The 14,597-nt window shown below is 65.6% G+C and carries 11 protein-coding genes and 2 tRNA genes; 6 read left to right on the forward strand and 7 right to left on the reverse strand.

Annotated features, from left to right (window positions below; genetic code table 11):
- Positions 1-32: 32 nt before the first annotated feature.
- From O3684_RS07935 to O3684_RS07950, 4 genes are all read right to left on the reverse strand, one after another.
- A complete protein-coding gene (locus O3684_RS07935) occupies positions 33-1,253 on the reverse strand; it encodes an MFS transporter (protein WP_500066171.1) in 1,221 nt (406 codons plus the stop codon).
- A gap of 211 nt (positions 1,254-1,464) precedes the next feature.
- A complete protein-coding gene (locus tag O3684_RS07940) occupies positions 1,465-2,967 on the reverse strand; it encodes a multicopper oxidase domain-containing protein (RefSeq protein WP_500066173.1) in 1,503 nt (500 codons plus the stop codon).
- Positions 2,960-4,258, reverse strand: a complete 1,299-nt coding sequence (locus tag O3684_RS07945) for a serine/threonine-protein kinase (RefSeq protein WP_500066175.1) — start codon at positions 4,256-4,258, stop codon at positions 2,960-2,962. The genes O3684_RS07940 and O3684_RS07945 overlap by 8 nt, the downstream gene beginning before the upstream one ends.
- Positions 4,255-5,589: a DUF8744 domain-containing protein gene (locus tag O3684_RS07950; protein WP_500066177.1), complete on the reverse strand. Its 1,335-nt coding sequence runs from the start codon at positions 5,587-5,589 to the stop codon at positions 4,255-4,257. The genes O3684_RS07945 and O3684_RS07950 overlap by 4 nt, the downstream gene beginning before the upstream one ends.
- A 206-nt stretch (positions 5,590-5,795) precedes the next feature.
- Here O3684_RS07950 and O3684_RS07955 point away from each other — a divergent pair, with 206 nt between their 5' ends.
- The 3 genes from O3684_RS07955 (at position 5,796) to O3684_RS07965 (ending at position 8,748) form a co-directional block, all read left to right on the forward strand.
- Complete coding sequence (locus O3684_RS07955) at positions 5,796-6,524, forward strand: hypothetical protein (RefSeq protein ID WP_500063480.1); 729 nt, start codon at positions 5,796-5,798, stop codon at positions 6,522-6,524.
- Positions 6,525-6,532: 8 nt separating this feature from the next.
- Positions 6,533-8,149 (forward strand): alpha/beta hydrolase, encoded by a 1,617-nt coding sequence (locus O3684_RS07960; RefSeq protein ID WP_500066179.1) that lies wholly within the window; start codon positions 6,533-6,535, stop codon positions 8,147-8,149.
- Positions 8,150-8,229: 80 nt separating this feature from the next.
- Entirely contained in the window at positions 8,230-8,748 is a 519-nt protein-coding gene (locus tag O3684_RS07965; RefSeq protein ID WP_500063483.1) for a DUF4853 domain-containing protein, read from the forward strand.
- A 95-nt stretch (positions 8,749-8,843) separates the two neighbouring features.
- Here O3684_RS07965 and O3684_RS07970 read toward each other — a convergent pair whose 3' ends face one another.
- From O3684_RS07970 to pgm, 3 genes are all read right to left on the reverse strand, one after another.
- Positions 8,844-9,620 carry a GIY-YIG nuclease family protein gene (locus tag O3684_RS07970; RefSeq protein WP_500066180.1) on the reverse strand — a complete coding sequence of 259 codons (777 nt, stop codon included), beginning with the start codon at positions 9,618-9,620 and terminating at the stop codon, positions 8,844-8,846.
- Positions 9,613-10,770, reverse strand: coding sequence for a DNA cytosine methyltransferase (locus O3684_RS07975; RefSeq protein ID WP_500066181.1), 1,158 nt, complete (start codon positions 10,768-10,770; stop codon positions 9,613-9,615). The genes O3684_RS07970 and O3684_RS07975 overlap by 8 nt, the downstream gene beginning before the upstream one ends.
- A gap of 128 nt (positions 10,771-10,898) precedes the next feature.
- On the reverse strand, positions 10,899-12,575 hold the full coding sequence (gene pgm / locus O3684_RS07980) for a phosphoglucomutase (alpha-D-glucose-1,6-bisphosphate-dependent) (protein ID WP_500066183.1): 1,677 nt from the start codon (positions 12,573-12,575) through the stop codon (positions 10,899-10,901).
- A gap of 249 nt (positions 12,576-12,824) precedes the next feature.
- On the opposite strand from pgm, the gene O3684_RS07985 reads away from it, so the two are divergent.
- The 3 genes from O3684_RS07985 to O3684_RS07995 all read left to right on the forward strand — a co-directional run bounded on the left by O3684_RS07985 (position 12,825) and on the right by O3684_RS07995 (position 14,502).
- The gene (locus tag O3684_RS07985; protein ID WP_500066184.1) at positions 12,825-14,165 is read left to right on the forward strand and encodes an AGE family epimerase/isomerase; all 1,341 of its coding nucleotides are present in this window, start codon (positions 12,825-12,827) and stop codon (positions 14,163-14,165) included.
- 82 nt (positions 14,166-14,247) lie between these two features.
- Positions 14,248-14,334 (forward strand) — tRNA-Ser (locus O3684_RS07990).
- A gap of 78 nt (positions 14,335-14,412) precedes the next feature.
- A tRNA-Ser gene (locus O3684_RS07995) sits at positions 14,413-14,502 on the forward strand.
- Positions 14,503-14,597: the final 95 nt, after the last annotated feature.

The raw sequence follows: 14,597 nt of genomic DNA on the forward strand, positions 1-14,597 counted from the left end.
CCCGGAGCGCAAGAATCGGGGCTGCGTGGTCCTCAGTCGAGTGGAAGCGTCGGCTTTGGGGCGTGGGCGGTGCCCCTGCGCAGGGCGGGCAGGCCGATAAGCATGAGGAGGACCATCGCCCAGCCGGATCCCGACATGGTGAAGAGTCCGCCGCGCGCGCCGATCGCGTCGATCGCGGGACCTGCGACCGCGGTGCCCAGGGAGGTCCCCAGGTTGATCGAGGTCGACATCCAGGTCAGGCCCTCGGTGAGCTTCGCGGGGGAAACTGACTTCTGGATGATGACGTTGACGTTCGTCATGGTGGGGGCGCAGGTGAGGCCCGTGATGAGGATGACGGCGGCCATCGTCCAGATGTTGAAGGCCACCGGGAAGAAACTCATGCCGATCGCCATCGCGATCACACCGATCACGAACAGCTGCCAGGTGGGGCGCCTCCACGTGCGCGCACCGTAGACGAGCGCGGCCGTCAGCGAGCCGATCGAGAAGAGTGCGAGGAGGATGCCGCCGAGCGCGGGGGTACCCAGCTCCTCAGTGAAGCTGACCATCGACACTTCCATCGCGCCGAACGTCATGCCCATGCCGATGTAGGTCGCCGCCATGACGAGGACGACGGGCTTGCGGATGACGGACTCGCGCGGGGCGCTCGGGTCGTGGGGGATGATGGCGGGCTCGGAGTCGCGGCGCGAAAGGAAGAGGATGCCACCCACCGCCAGGCTTGCGATCGAGATGATGAGGCCGGTCGCGGGGTGCACCGCGGTGCCCAGGACCGTGGAGAGCACGGGACCTACGATGTAGACGAACTCGTCGACCGCGGATTCGAGGGCGTAGGCGGTCGTCAGCTGTCCGGGCTTGTGCAGGATCGTCGACCAGCGCGAGCGCACGAGCGCGCCGGGTGCGCCCCACGTGGCACCCGCGAGGGCTGCCGGGATGAAAAGCGTCCACGCCGGGGCGTGCATGAAGACGGCGGCGACCAGCGCGGACATCGACAGGACCGAGATCGTCCACGCGGGGCCCATGACGCGCAGCTGCCCGTGGCGGTCGACGCGGCGCGCGAGGATGGGCGCGCACAGAGCCATGACGATGATGTTGACCGCCGAGACGGCGCCGGCCAGCGTGTAGTTGCCGTACTCGGCGCGCACCATCAGGATCGTCGACAGGCCCACCATCGACATTGGCATACGCAGCACAAGGCCAGCCGCGGAGAACTTCCACGACTGACGGACACGCAGAATATCGAGATAGGTACCGAGCATCCTCTCATTTTACCGTTGGTCGGTGGGCGGAAAAGCCGCGCGGAGTGGGGCGTACGTAACCATCCGGGCCCCTGTGTGTGGGAGGCGATGTCTGGTGTGACGATGATCGACGAGCGCTGGCAAGCCGGGCGGCGCGCGGGAGGGGACACCGCGAAGAAGCCACGGCCTCGTCCGTGGGGGACGAGGCCGTGGCCAGGATCGGGGAACGGCTTCAGTCGGTCACTTCGAAGACGCCGGTCTGGCCCTTTTCCGCCAGGGAGAGTGCGTGGTTGACGAAGGCGTAGTGGCCGGCCTCGAGGGGCGTGAACTCGACGAAACCGCCCTCGGCGGCGCCCAGGGACAGGACCTGGCCCCAGCCGCCCCCGCTGCCGCCGCCGCGGATCACGTAGGCGCCCTCGCGCCACACGGTGTCGAACTGGGTGCCCACGACGTGGAAGGTGGTCGCCAGGTTGGGGCCCGCGTCCATGACCCACACGCGCACGCGCTCGTTGGTCTTGATGGGGATGGGGTGTGCCTTGTACTGGAAGGGCACGCCGTTGAAGGCCATTGCGTTGGGTTGCAGGGCCGACAGGAGGGAGGCGTCGGCGCTCTGCCCGTCCGCGCCCAGGTAGAGCTCGGAGGCGACCATGACGTACTCGCGGTCGACCTTGTCGAGGTCGGTCGGGTCAATGATGACGGCGCCGAACATGCCGTTCGCGATGTGCATCGACATGGGCGCGGTTGAGCAGTGGTAGAGCCAGATGCCCGCGTTCTTCGCAACAAACGTGTATTCGAGGCTCTGCCCGGGCTCGATGGAGCGCATGACGTTGTCGGGGGCGACGAGGCCCGCGTGGAAGTCCAGCGAGTGGCTCATCGTCCCGTTGTTGACCAGCGTGATGTGGAAGGTGTCGCCGATGTGTCCGCGCAGGATCGGGCCGGGTGCCTCGCCGTTGAAGGTCCACGTCTGGCGGGTCAGCGTGTCGGTGACGTTGGTGGTCTGCTCGGTGACCGTGAAGGTGTAGTAGCGCTCGGTTTCGCTGGTCGCGGCCGGCAGGGCGGGGTCGCGCGCGTCGGTGGACGCCGCGTAGTCGGTCAGCTCGGTCGCCGTGGCCGGCCCGCCGGTCGCATCCTGGCCGTGGTCGTGCCCCGTGTGGCCGCTCGAGGCCGAGGGCCCCGAGGAGGACGAGGCGCCCGTCGCCTGCACGTGCAGCGTCATGCCCATCTCGCGGTGACCCGGCAGGGAACACCAGCCCTCGACGTCGCCGCCGATGACGCCGAGATCCAGCTCCTTCGTCTCACCCGCCGCCAGGGACCCGGAGGACACGCCCGTCTCGAACACCAGGTCGTGGCGCTGATCCCCCGAATTCGTGAAGTCGATGATCAGGCGGTCACCAACCGGCACCTCGATGTGGTTGGGGGTGAACGCCATGCCCTCGACGCCCACCGACACGCGGGTCGTGTGCCCGGTCGGCGTCACGGACGAGGCCGTGGCCCCCGATGCGGTCCCCGTGCCCGACGCCGTGGGCGCGGACGGGTTGGATAGGAAGATCGCCAGCGCGAGTGCCACGACGGAGACGACGCCGATGATCGCGCCCGCCGTGCGGCTCACGGGCGAGTGGTCGCCCGCCGGGCTCATGCGCAGCTTCGGCGTTCCCGTCGAGCTACCCTTCGGGGCGGACGTTGTGCGGGCGTCTCCTCCCGATGAGGGTGACGCAGACAGGTTCAGGTCAGCCACGGCGGCCTCCTTGCGTGGTGGTGGGGGATTGGGCGGCGCGCTTGACACGCGCCTGGGCCACGCCGCAGCGGGCCATGAGGACGATGTCGATGACGTAGGTGGCCAGCAGGACCACCCACGCGGCGATGGTGAGGCGCTCGGCGGGCACGCCGCCCAGGGATGCGACGGCGAGGGCGAACACTGCGGCCACGTTGCGAGCCGCCTCCCGGATGGGCGCCCCGGCCTCGAGCATGCCGACCCCGACGCGCACCGCGGACGGTCCGCCGCCGATGACGACGGGCATCAGGTAGGTGAGCGCGCCGACGAAGAGCTGGCCCACGCCGGCCGCGCCGAGGATCGGCAGCCACGGCAGGAACGCCGCGCGCAGGCCGGTCGCGTCCGCGGCCTCGAAGGCGCGCAGGGACGCTCCCGCGCCGGCGACGAGAATCCAGGCGGCACCCAGCACGAGGGACCATGCGCCGTACTCGGCCGGGCCCTTCGCGAGCGCCGCGCGAAGGAGTGGAACGCCGACGCCCAGCGCCGCCGCGCCCACGACGACGAGGAGACCCACCGACGCCACACGCATCGACCCGGCGAGCGTACCTGCGCCCGCGACGAGGAGAGCGGCCACCCACAGGGGCAGGGCGCTCGTCGCGAAGGACACCGCCCGCGGATCCATGCGCGTACGCATCGCGGTCGGCCCCAGCGTCACCAGGGTCCCACCCATCGTCAGGCCCACCCAACCGGCCACACCCGCCAGCGCGTGGGCGACCGTCAGACGGTCCCGGGCCTCGGCCAGCCACGCGGGTGCGTTCGCATCAAACATGGCCACCGTGACGAAACCGGCCAGCAGCGCGCCGACCACCAGGAAGAACGCCGCCGCGATGTAGTAGCGGATAATCACCGCGAAACGCGACGCCAGGCGCTCGCGGGACGCGGTGAGCAGCGCCCACCCGTGCCATGCGGCGATCACGCCGACGACCGTCGCGCCGGTGACGGTCGCGTGCCACAGATTCGACCACATGCCGCCGATGAGGAGCAGCAGGGAGAGATTGAAGGCCGTGATGCGCACGGTGTTGTCGCGTCCCGCGCGTCGGTCGTCTGGCGCCAGGTGCGCGAGCGCGCGCGTGAAGTACCAGGACCACTGGAAGATCCCGTTGGACAGGACACCCAGCGTGACGAGGTGGATCATCGTCCACAGGTTCTGCGGGATACGGCCTCGGGCGACGATCGTGACCGCGGCGCACGCCGCCGCCGCGCACATCCACACCGAGGTTGCGCGGTCCGTGCGGGGGACGCGGGGCTTGGTCATCGGGCCTCCGTTCCGCCCGAGGGCGCGGGAGTCGCAGGCCTGGCCCCGGCCTCGTCCCCGGTACCGACCTCGCGCGAGACCGCGCGCGCCCGGCGAATCGTCACCGTCAGAGTCGTGGCGACGAACAAGATGATGCCCACGACACCCAGCGTGCCGCCCAGGTGCCACGGGTAGGCAGCCTCGCGCGCGCCCGCGAGGAGGCGCAGAGCGAGGGAAACCTGCAGGAACGCGAAGGGAACCCACATGGCGGCGTGGTAGGGGACCTCGCGCCGAGCGACCGCCGGGATGATGACCGGCGCGTGGGCCAGCAGCATCGAGACGACGAAACCGATCGTGACCGCGTGGACGCCGGCGTCGTACCCGTACCCGTCGAAGGCCGGGGGTGCGATGACCCACATCAGCGCGGGAACGAGCGCCCATGCGTAGCCGCTTAGCATGCACACGGCGGCCAGGCGCGGCAGGCCCTTCATGCGCACGGTGCCGCGCGCGACGTCGTGCCACGCGGTGTCCACCATGAGGGCGCCGAGCGACAGACCGATCAGCGGGTAGCCGACCGCGGGGGAGGAGAGCGCGACGGTCAGGCCCACCATGAGCGCGGCGCTCTCGGCTGTGATGCGCCGCTCGGTGGAGCCGGACGCGAAGGCGAGGCGAGCCAGCTCGACGCGCTCGCCGACGATCGTGACGATCAGGAACGCCAGCCACCACGGCACCGCGCGCGGAGTCTCGAGGCCTCGCCACCACAGGAGGACGCCGCCCAGGCCAATGAGGGCACCCATCAGCTGGATGAGGACCGCGTGGGTGGCCTGCCGGCGCGCCCACACGTAGCAGTAGATGGCGCTCAGCAGCGCCATGCCGAGAGTGATGAGGAAGCCGGGCATCATCCGCTCGGGCGCGAACCCGCTCAGGTGGGCGGCCAGGTAGCGGGGGATCGGAAGGCTCGCGAGGGTGGTGCGCGCCCCCTCGTTGAGGGAGATGACGACCGCGCTGACGGCACCCGCACCGGTGAGCAGGGGAGCGGCGTACGCCCACACGCGCCGCCCGTCGGACTGCAGAGCGACCGCGCGCTCCAGGCAGATCGCGGTGCCCAGGAACCCGTAGATCATGAGGAGCCCGTGCACGGTCCCCAGGCTCGTCGAGGCCACGGGCGCGAGCGCTCCGAGGCGCACGAGGGAGGCGTCCAGGCCCGCGAGGAGCGCGATGCCGGCCAAGAGGAGGAACGCGAGACGGCCGGCGGGCAGGCGGGGGATGGCTGGCCTCGTCGTCGTTGCGGACGAGGCATAGGCTGGCGCATCCGATTCCGCGGAGTGTGCGGGTCGGCGTGCCTCGCTCATGTTGGCTCCTGGAGGTGGTGGGTGTGAGTCAGGCCCCGGTGGGGGTGACAGTGCCAAGGTAGCCGCCCCGTCACCAATTTTCTAGGGGTGTGAGCGGTAAAAATGTGCGATAGGGGAGTATGGGCGCCCCGAATGAATGGGTGCGCGTCAGGTTTCCGTCCGGTAATATTGTCCAGGTCACGCATCTATGAACACAGGAGTGGACGATGAGCGATCTTTCATTTGTTGCCGGCGAGTTCCCTCGCCTCGCTTCGACGGCGCGCGAGGCCGCAGAGGCTGTTCGTTCTGCTCGCCCCGAGGGTGGAGCCAGCGCGTTTGCCTCGGCGATGCCCGGCACGAGCCTGTCGTCGCAGATGCATGGCGTCGAAGATAAGTTCGCGGATCAGGCAACCAAGACGGGCACGAGCCTGGACGAGCACGCCGACTCGCTCGAAGCTGCCGAGCGCGACTTCATCGCCTCCGAAGACGAGAACAGCCAGCTCATCGGTTCCATCATCGAGGGCAACAGATACGGTGGGGGCTCGGGTTCCGGCTCTGGCGGTGGACAGGGGCATGAGAATCCGCGACTCGTTCCTCTTCCCTCACCGAGCAATGGTGGTCAGCCGACTCATCACGGTCCGCGTCTTCCTGGTGACCCAGACAAGCAGAAGGGGAATCACAGGGACGGTGGGCATCGCCGCCGCCACCAACCCCGCCCTCGCACGGGTCGGCCGAAGGTTGAGCCCATGCCCTATGACCCAGTCGGGCCGATCAAACCCTTGGATCCGATCATCACAGGGCCGACCGGTCCCCGCCCCCTTCCGAAACCTGCCATCGAGCTTCCCGAGGTGCCTCCCGTGAAGCTGCCCAGGATGGGAAACCCGACCCCGATAGTGGATCCAATCGAGCCGCTGGATCTGGGAGCCAATCGCTTTAGCGCAGAACTCGGAGGGTAGTCGTAACAATGAAGTGGTCCGATCTCCTGCAGTGGGAGGGCTCATCCCTCAGCCAGCAAGCACAGGGATATGAAAAGAGCGCGGAGTTACTGGCGAACGTGCGTGAGAGTCTCGACGCCCAACTGAGCTCTCTGACCGCGCACGGGCGTACCGTCGATGCCGCCCGTAGTGCGCTGTTCAAGCTGTGCGGAGACGTCGAACGGCAGGAGGGTAAGCTCAAGGCCCTCGCCAGCATCTTTAACGAGGCCTCGGAGGGTGCACAAAAAGTCGGATCAGCGGCCAGGAATCTCGATGGCGCCGCCGTGAATAACTTCCTCCACATCGGACCGGATGGATCTGTCCATTACGTTGGTCCGCACAATGTATCTCCGATCGATGCGGTGGCGATCAAGAAAAACATGGCGATCGTGTCTGGTCAGGTGGGCGCGATCATGAAGACGGCAGCCAGCGTCGTTCAGAACACGCAGAGCAAACTCGCGGCAATGGGTGGAGTGGGAAGCTCCTACGCGAATGGATCGACCAGTGGTAGCCGCGGCCCGACGAAGAAACTCCAGCTTCCACCCAAGGGGGCTTCCGAAAAGGAAGTGGCGGACTGGTGGTCCTCGCTCAGCGACGCCGACAAAGAACAGATGATCAAGGCCCACCCCCAGGAGATCGGCAACCTGAACGGCATCGACGGAACGTCGCGTGACAAGGCGAACCGCATCTACCTGAAGGACGCCACCGCGCGGGAAGAGAAGAAGCTTGAGCGTCTCAAGGACCGCTACGGTGCCCATCCGTCGCGCCGCGAGCGCCAGGAACTGGAACGTGTCGAAGAGCGAGTGAAGGCACTGAAGAATGTTCAAAGCACGCTCGATCGGGAACAGCCCTCGCCGCAGGGAGACGGGACCCCACGCCAGCTCCTGAGTCTGGAGACTTCGGGCAAGCGGGTGCTCGCCGCCGTCGCTCAGGGCAACGTCGACACGGCCGATCATATCGGCGTGATTGTCCCGGGTCTGTACTCCAACGTTGCGAACAACTTGGGCAAGTACGATGACGATGCGAAGATTATGGGCGCGAACGTGAGGAAACACGCTCACGGCGAGAGTGTCGCAATGATCTCCTACCTGGGCTACGAGGCACCGCAGAACATCGCAGAGGTGACGGATATCGGTTACGCCAGGAGGGGCGCAGATAAACTCGCTGGATTCCTGGACGGTCTCGATGCGTCGCGCGAGCGCGGCGCGGGCGACGCGCACATTACCGTCGCGTCCCACTCCTACGGGTCGACGACCGCCGGTATTGCGCTCACAAAGGTCGATTCGGGTGTCGTCGATGATCTCATCCAGTTTGGCTCGCCGGGCTCAGGCGTCCAGGACGTCTCGGAGTTTAAGCTTGAGAAGGGCCACGCCTGGGTCAGCGCCACCGACTATTGGCAGGACATGGTCCAGGGCATGGGCGACGACGGTCGCTTCGGAAAGAATCCCGCCAAGATGCCGGGCTACAACCACCTGTCCGGCGATGTTGGCGACAACGTTGATAAGTCGCAGTTCTATCCGTTCCGCAAGCATGGTGGATACTTCAACGAGGGCAGCAAGGCGCTCGACGACATTTCACGGGTCATCGCGGGACGAGGTAAGAAGTGAAGCGCCCGCCCATTGGGGTGCTTGCTGTTTTTCTAGCAGTGGTGTGCGCCGCGTGCATACCTTTCGCAGGAGGAAAAAAGTTGAACACGGAACAGAAGGAAGACCTGGAGCGCGCGGCGTCTCTCGAACCCATCGAGGCGTTCAAACGCGACGTGGAACCGGCGATCATCCGGGCACGCAATGAGGTCATGACGCGTGAGAACTACCGTAGCTACGACGGGAACGACTATATTTCTCAGCTGAGCGTTGGCGACCAGACGCTGTATCGAATGATTTCGCGGTCCTACGACTTTGATGAGCATGATCCGCAGCGCGTGCAAGAAGCGTTTGACGGCGAGCTCAAGCCGTTCGGTTTTGACCTGCGCCGCGATACCTACGCCGCCGACGGTGGGTCGACCGACACCGTCCTGGTATGGACGAGCGAACGCTATGGGGTCACTGTCGACATCATGGTCTCGCAAAGCTGGCTGACGTCGCTCAACTACTACACGGGATACTTGCGCAGCGACGGCACGTCCGCGAATCCCCAGGAGCTGGCGGACATTCCGGGACGCGTGCCCGAGTGGTTCGACGCGGCTGCCACTGGCGCGCAATCCTGACGACACCCATCGGAGTTATCTTTTCGACGGACGAGGGGGGCGGCGCTCGTATGAGCGCCCCCCGCGCAACCCGCGCCAGCGGGCAGCGCGAGAAACTAGGGAACTTGCTCCTCGAAGATGTTCCCGACAAGTGCATGGACGTCGATGCAATTGGGATCAGGGCGTGGTCGGCCTTCGGCATAAGCGAGTCGAGCCGCAGCCAAGTCCGCAAGACGAATAGCTTGGATAACGATAACGCGACGCAGCCCAGCGGAAACTTCACCGCGTTCGTGCGCGACGGCCGCAACACGAGCGAGCGTCTCCGCACGCCGTGCAATTCGGACATCCGGGTGCTCACGATCCTCGCGGTACTCCTCGGGAATCAAGTTGAAGCGATAAGAATTCGGTAAATCAACAAGAGGAGAAATAGGCGGAATCTTCTCATTGAGGATGGCGTGGTAGCTCGACTGTTCGATTGCATGGACGTACACGGAGTACTCCAGTGAATCAAATGCGGCGCTTCGTTCTTTCCTGTCGGGGTAAGTGTCCAGCAGGTAATCCGCTGGAAAAAACTCGACCTCTGCAACTTCAAACGGATCCAGAATTCTGTAGGCGAGAGTGTCGCTGCGCTGACCTCTGAGATGTCGACCAATTCGAGTCCCAAAGTCCTCCGTTGTTTGGCCAACGTAGATGGGCTCACCGTCGAAGTCGTAAAAGGCATACACTCCGACGCACTTACCGAGTCGCTTACGCGTCAGAGGCTCAACGAAGTTGAGAGCCGACGACAGATGTGCACGAAACAGCTGCACGAAACGCGTGGGCATCTCGCGCTTCAGCGGTGGCTTGATTTCTGAATCCGGTGAACCGTACGAGGCGATTCCAGTACTAGCCATGAGCAGCTACTTTCAGTGATGAGAAATCCTGGCTGAATTCTTGACGAACCAAGGGCATGAGGTAGTTCTTTCCGAGCCAAGCAACAACAGGGACGGCAACCGCGTCGCCGAAACCAAAACGAATTTGGTTATCCGTGGCATCGCCGAAGTTATAGTCGGGGATGCCCATGAGGGATGCATATTCATGAGGAGTCATCCAACGTACAGCAACCTCACCCTTGCCGGCTCTGACAACAGCTTGTCGTGAAGATCCACCGCGTGCTGTCCGCAGGCAACCAGCAATATCGTCGGGCCGAATTTCCCAAACGGGTTTCCCCTGACGCGTACGCCGGTACGCGGTACGGTATGAGACCTGATTCAATGTGCGCAGAGAGTCGAGTCGTGCAGCCTGAACGGGGGATAGTGATCCAAGGAATGCTGCAGTCCGGTGGGTGTTCCACCAATGGGGATCGTCATCGGGGAGTTGATCTGCAACCGTGGTAAATCCCTCGGTGAGCAGCGGGGGAACGACGGGAAGAGGAGCCCGGTGAGTGGTGAGGGTCGGGTCGGAATGTATCCATTCGAGCCACTCGGGACGTAGATCTGAGGGAGCGTCATCCGATTCGGGCGGATTTAGTGCCCCTACAAGGAACATACGTGGCCGTGACTGTGGAATGAAATGCCTGGCGTCAATAGACAGAGCATCGATGGAATAACCGAGTGAATTAAAAGCGCGGATTGCTGCAGTAAGATCATCGCCTGAATGCGAGGAAGCGAGCCCAGTGACATTCTCGAGGACCGCGACAGGAGGGCGGTTTTCCCCCATCTCTTCGAGGATCCGCATGAAGTGCCAAAATGTTCCCGATTGCTTGCCGTCAAGTCCACCTCGATTACCAGCGAGGGAAAGGTCGGTACAGGGGGAGGATGCCCAGGCGATTGCGGCGTCCGTCGGCAAATCGCTGCCAGTGACGTCAGCGATATCGCCGACATGGTAGTCGGTGTCTGTTCCGTACTGAGAGCGATATAGCTGGTGCTTTTTGGCTTCGTAGTCATTTGCCCAGGCGACGGAGAATCCCGCTTGTTCAAGCCCTGCTCGAGCGAGGCCAATGCCGGCGAAAAACTCCAGTGCGGTTGGACTTTTACCCGAAATTAAGCGAATAGCTGCTGTCATGGTAGTCCTTCCTGATCTGGGTGTTCCAAGGGTACATCGGCCCATGCACATCTGCGGTAAGCAGGGGGGCGGCGCTCAATCGAGCGCCGCCCCCCTTGCAACCCGCGTGAGCGGGCACCTCCAGAGCGTCAGCCGTTCAAGGCGTCGGACACGACCTTCTTCGCGGCCTCCTGGACCTGCGCCAGGTGCTCGGCACCCTTGAAGGACTCCGCGTAGATCTTGTAGACGTCCTCGGTGCCCGACGGGCGCGCGGCGAACCACGCGTACTCGGTCGTCACCTTCAGGCCGCCGATGGGCGCGTCGTTACCGGGCGCGCGCACCAGCTTCGCGACGATCGGGTCGCCGGCCAGCTCGGTCGCGGTCACGTCATCCGGGGACAGCGCGGCGAGCTTCGCCTTCTCCTCGCGGGAAGCAGCGGCGTCAATGCGGGCGTAGGCGGAGGCACCGAAGCGCTCAACCTGCTCCTCGTGCAGCTGGGAGGGGGTCTTGCCGGTGACGGCCAGGATCTCCGAGGCGAGCAGCGCCAGGATGATGCCGTCCTTGTCAGTCGACCACACGGTGCCATCCTTGCGCAGGAACGAAGCTCCCGCGCTCTCCTCGCCGCCGAAGCCGACGGTGCCGGACAGCAGGCCGGGCACGAAGTACTTAAAGCCCACGGGCACCTCAACCAGCTTGCGGCCCATGGCGGCCACAACACGGTCAATGAGGGCGGAGGACACCAGGGTCTTGCCCACGGCCGCGTCCGCACCCCAGCCGGGACGATGCGTGAACAGGTACTCGATGGCGACGGCCAGGAAGTGGTTCGGGTTCATCAGGCCGTCGGGGGTGACGATGCCGTGGCGGTCCGAATCCGCGTCGTTGCCGGTCGCGATGTCGTAGGGGGTGTTGCCCTCGGCGTCGGGAGTCATGGCCTGACGCAGGGACGCCATCGCGTAGGGCGAGGAGCAGTCCATGCGGATCTTGCCATCCCAGTCCAGGGTCATGAACGGCCACGCCGGATCCACCTCGGGGTTCACTACGGTCAGGTCGAGGCCGTAGTGCTCGCCGATGGCCGCCCAGTAGTCGATGGACGCGCCCCCGAGCGGGTCCGCGCCGATGCGCACGCCCGCCTTGCGGATGGCCTCAATGTCGACGACCTGGTCCAGCTGCGAGACGTAGAACTCCAGGTAGTCGAAGGGCTTGATGTTCGGGTCGTGCAGCAGGTCGGAGCCGGTGACGCGCGGAACGTTCTTCCACTCGCCCGAATCCAGCAGCTCGTTGGCGCGCGCCGCGATCCAGCCGGTCGCGTCGGTGTCGGCGGGGCCGCCGTGAGGCGGGTTGTACTTGAAGCCGCCGTCGCGCGGCGGGTTGTGGCTGGGGGTCACGACGATGCCGTCGGCCAGGCCGTCGCCCTCGGTGCGCAGGTTGGCAGGAGCGCCGTTCGCGCCCAGGATCGCGACAGACACGGCGGGGGTCGGCGTGTAGGAGCCACGCGAGTCAATGCGCGTGTCGATGCCGGCGGCCGCGAGGACCTCCAGGGCGGTGCGCCACGCGGGCTCGCTCAGGGCGTGCGTGTCACGGCCGATGAACAGGGGACCGTTGATGCCCTGGGCGGCGCGGTACTCGATGATCGCCGCGGTGATGGCGATGATGTGCGCCTCGTTGAACTTACCGTCCAACGAAGCGCCGCGGTGGCCCGACGTTCCGAACGCGACGCGCTGTCCCACGTCGGTCGGGTCAGGGACGATGTCGTAGTAGGCGGAGATGACATCGTCGACGTTGATGAGGTCTTCTGGAAGGGCACGTGTGCCAGCTCGTTCATGCATAGTGACAGTGTTGCACGTTACGCCGCTTTGTGGCTAGCGCCGTCCCAGGGCGTGGACCGCCCCATACTTTCTCTTGTTCGAGGCCGTGGCTGGGCGGGCGCAAAAGGGCAGGTGGCAGCGGGGGCAGCCCCGGCCTCGTCCCCGAGAGAGGACAGGGGGTCTGCACGTTTTCCCAAAAACGGCAGTGACCGACTATCCTATGAGATGTCGGTCACCGAAGACCGTGACTGTGTCGTCAGGAGGAACACCGTGGGATGGTTTGATTCCATCGAACATAACCGTTGGCTGAGCGCCCACATGCAGGCGCTCATCGAAGAGGCTGAAGGCGCGATCGTCGCGACTGGTTTCGCGCACCTCGATGCCGATGGAAAGCCCGACCCGACCCGATCCATCGACCTGGCCGTCACAGGTCGCATGGCCTACGTGTTCTCGCTCGGCGCGCTCATGGGTCTGCCCGGCACCCGCCGCTACGCCGATCACGCCGTCAAAGCACTCACCAACTACTTCACGGACCCCGTCAACGGCGGCATGTGGTTCGCCATCAAGCCCGAACCCGACGAGGACGGACACGGCGTGCCGTGGGACGAGGCCTCGCGCGTGAAATCGCAGTACCACACCGTGTACGCGCTGCTCGGCGTGGCCGCCGCGACCGTCGCCGACCGCCCCGGCGCCCACGAGCTGCTCAACCGCATGCTCGAGGAGCAGAAGGAACTGTGGACCGACGACTACGGGCGCGTCTGGGATGAGTACGACGAGGCCTTCACCGAGGCCGTCCCCGTCCACACGCTCGGCACCCTCATCCACACGATCGAGGCCTACATGGCCGCCGCCGAGGCCACGACCGAACCCGAGTGGCTCGACCGCGCCGAGAAAATGGCAGCCTTCGCCTACAAGGTCGCCTCCAAGAACGGATGGCGAATCCCGGAGTACTTCGACGAAAACTGGGAAGCCAACCACGAGGCCGGCAAGCTCCTCAACGACGGGCGCCGCTACTACGAGGGGTACGTGACCGGCCACTCGATGCAGCTCGCGCGCTTCGCACTGCAGGTGCGCGCCGGGCTGCGCTCGATGGGGTGGGACGTACCCGACTACCTCCTCGAAATGGGCACCGAGCTCTTCGAACGCGCTCGCGTCGACGGATGGCGCCGCACCGACGCCTGCCCCGGCTTCTCCACCGGCGTGGACGACGAGGGTGACCCGATCCCCGGCGAAGACGAGCACCAGCAGTGGGTTGTCTGCGAGGGCGTGTGCGCCGCCGTCGCCGTGCGCCGCGCGATGCTAGACGACGGTGCTCGCGTCTCCGAGGTTGAGCACTTCGAGCACTGCTACCGCTCCTTCGTCGACTACATCCACGACTACCTCATCACCCAGCCCGGCCGCTGGGTGCGCCGCCTCGGCGCCCACAACGAGACCGTGCAGCCCGCCAAGTCCTCGCGCTGGGACGTCTACCACGCCATCCAGGCGACGCTGGCGATCCGCGTGCCGCTCTGGCCGCCGACCGCGCCCGCGATCTCACGTGGCCTCCTCGACCACCCCGAGGAACCGGCCCCCGACAAGAAGTCCTGGAACTTCTTTGGGCTGCGCGGCTGACGCATCAATTTTCTGAGGGGCTCGGGCCCGGGGATGCGAGGGTCGCATCCCCGGGCCCAGTCCTGTAGGATGATCCGAGTCTGGAGGGCTGTCTGAGTGGCCGAAAGAGACGGTCTTGAAAACCGTTGTGTCAGCAATGGCACCGGGGGTTCGAATCCCTCGCCCTCCGCCGAGCCGACCGCCCGTGGGCGTCGCGGCGGGCGCACGTTCGCGCTCGCGGCAAAAATGCCCTAAAGTAGTCGGCACTGGAGACGTCGCATAGTCCGGTCGAGTGCGCCTCCCTGCTAAGGAGGTAGGGGTGCATAGCCCCTCGCGGGTTCAAATCCCGCCGTCTCCGCGCATGACCCCCGCGCTTCGAAAGAAGCGCGGGGGTTTTCGTGTTTTCTGGGGTTGAAGGACAAAACGCGTTGGTTTGGGGTTATAGGACAAAAC

It is taken from the genome of Pauljensenia sp. 20925_1_27 (genome assembly GCF_041432835.1).
In the GTDB taxonomy this organism is placed as follows: Bacteria; Actinomycetota; Actinomycetes; order Actinomycetales; family Actinomycetaceae; genus Pauljensenia.

Bases quoted from the DNA above. Each gene is read 5' to 3' on its own strand.
- O3684_RS07935 (WP_500066171.1), bottom strand. From the start codon at position 1,253: ATGCTCGGTACCTATCTCGATATTCTGCGTGTCCGTCAGTCGTGGAAG.
- O3684_RS07945 (WP_500066175.1), bottom strand. From the start codon at position 4,258: ATGACCAAGCCCCGCGTCCCCCGCACGGACCGCGCAACCTCGGTGTGG.
- O3684_RS07950 (WP_500066177.1), bottom strand. From the start codon at position 5,589: ATGAGCGAGGCACGCCGACCCGCACACTCCGCGGAATCGGATGCGCCA.
- O3684_RS07955 (WP_500063480.1), top strand. From the start codon at position 5,796: ATGAGCGATCTTTCATTTGTTGCCGGCGAGTTCCCTCGCCTCGCTTCG.
- O3684_RS07960 (WP_500066179.1), top strand. From the start codon at position 6,533: ATGAAGTGGTCCGATCTCCTGCAGTGGGAGGGCTCATCCCTCAGCCAG.
- O3684_RS07970 (WP_500066180.1), bottom strand. From the start codon at position 9,620: ATGGCTAGTACTGGAATCGCCTCGTACGGTTCACCGGATTCAGAAATC.
- O3684_RS07975 (WP_500066181.1), bottom strand. From the start codon at position 10,770: ATGACAGCAGCTATTCGCTTAATTTCGGGTAAAAGTCCAACCGCACTG.
- pgm (WP_500066183.1), bottom strand. From the start codon at position 12,575: ATGCATGAACGAGCTGGCACACGTGCCCTTCCAGAAGACCTCATCAAC.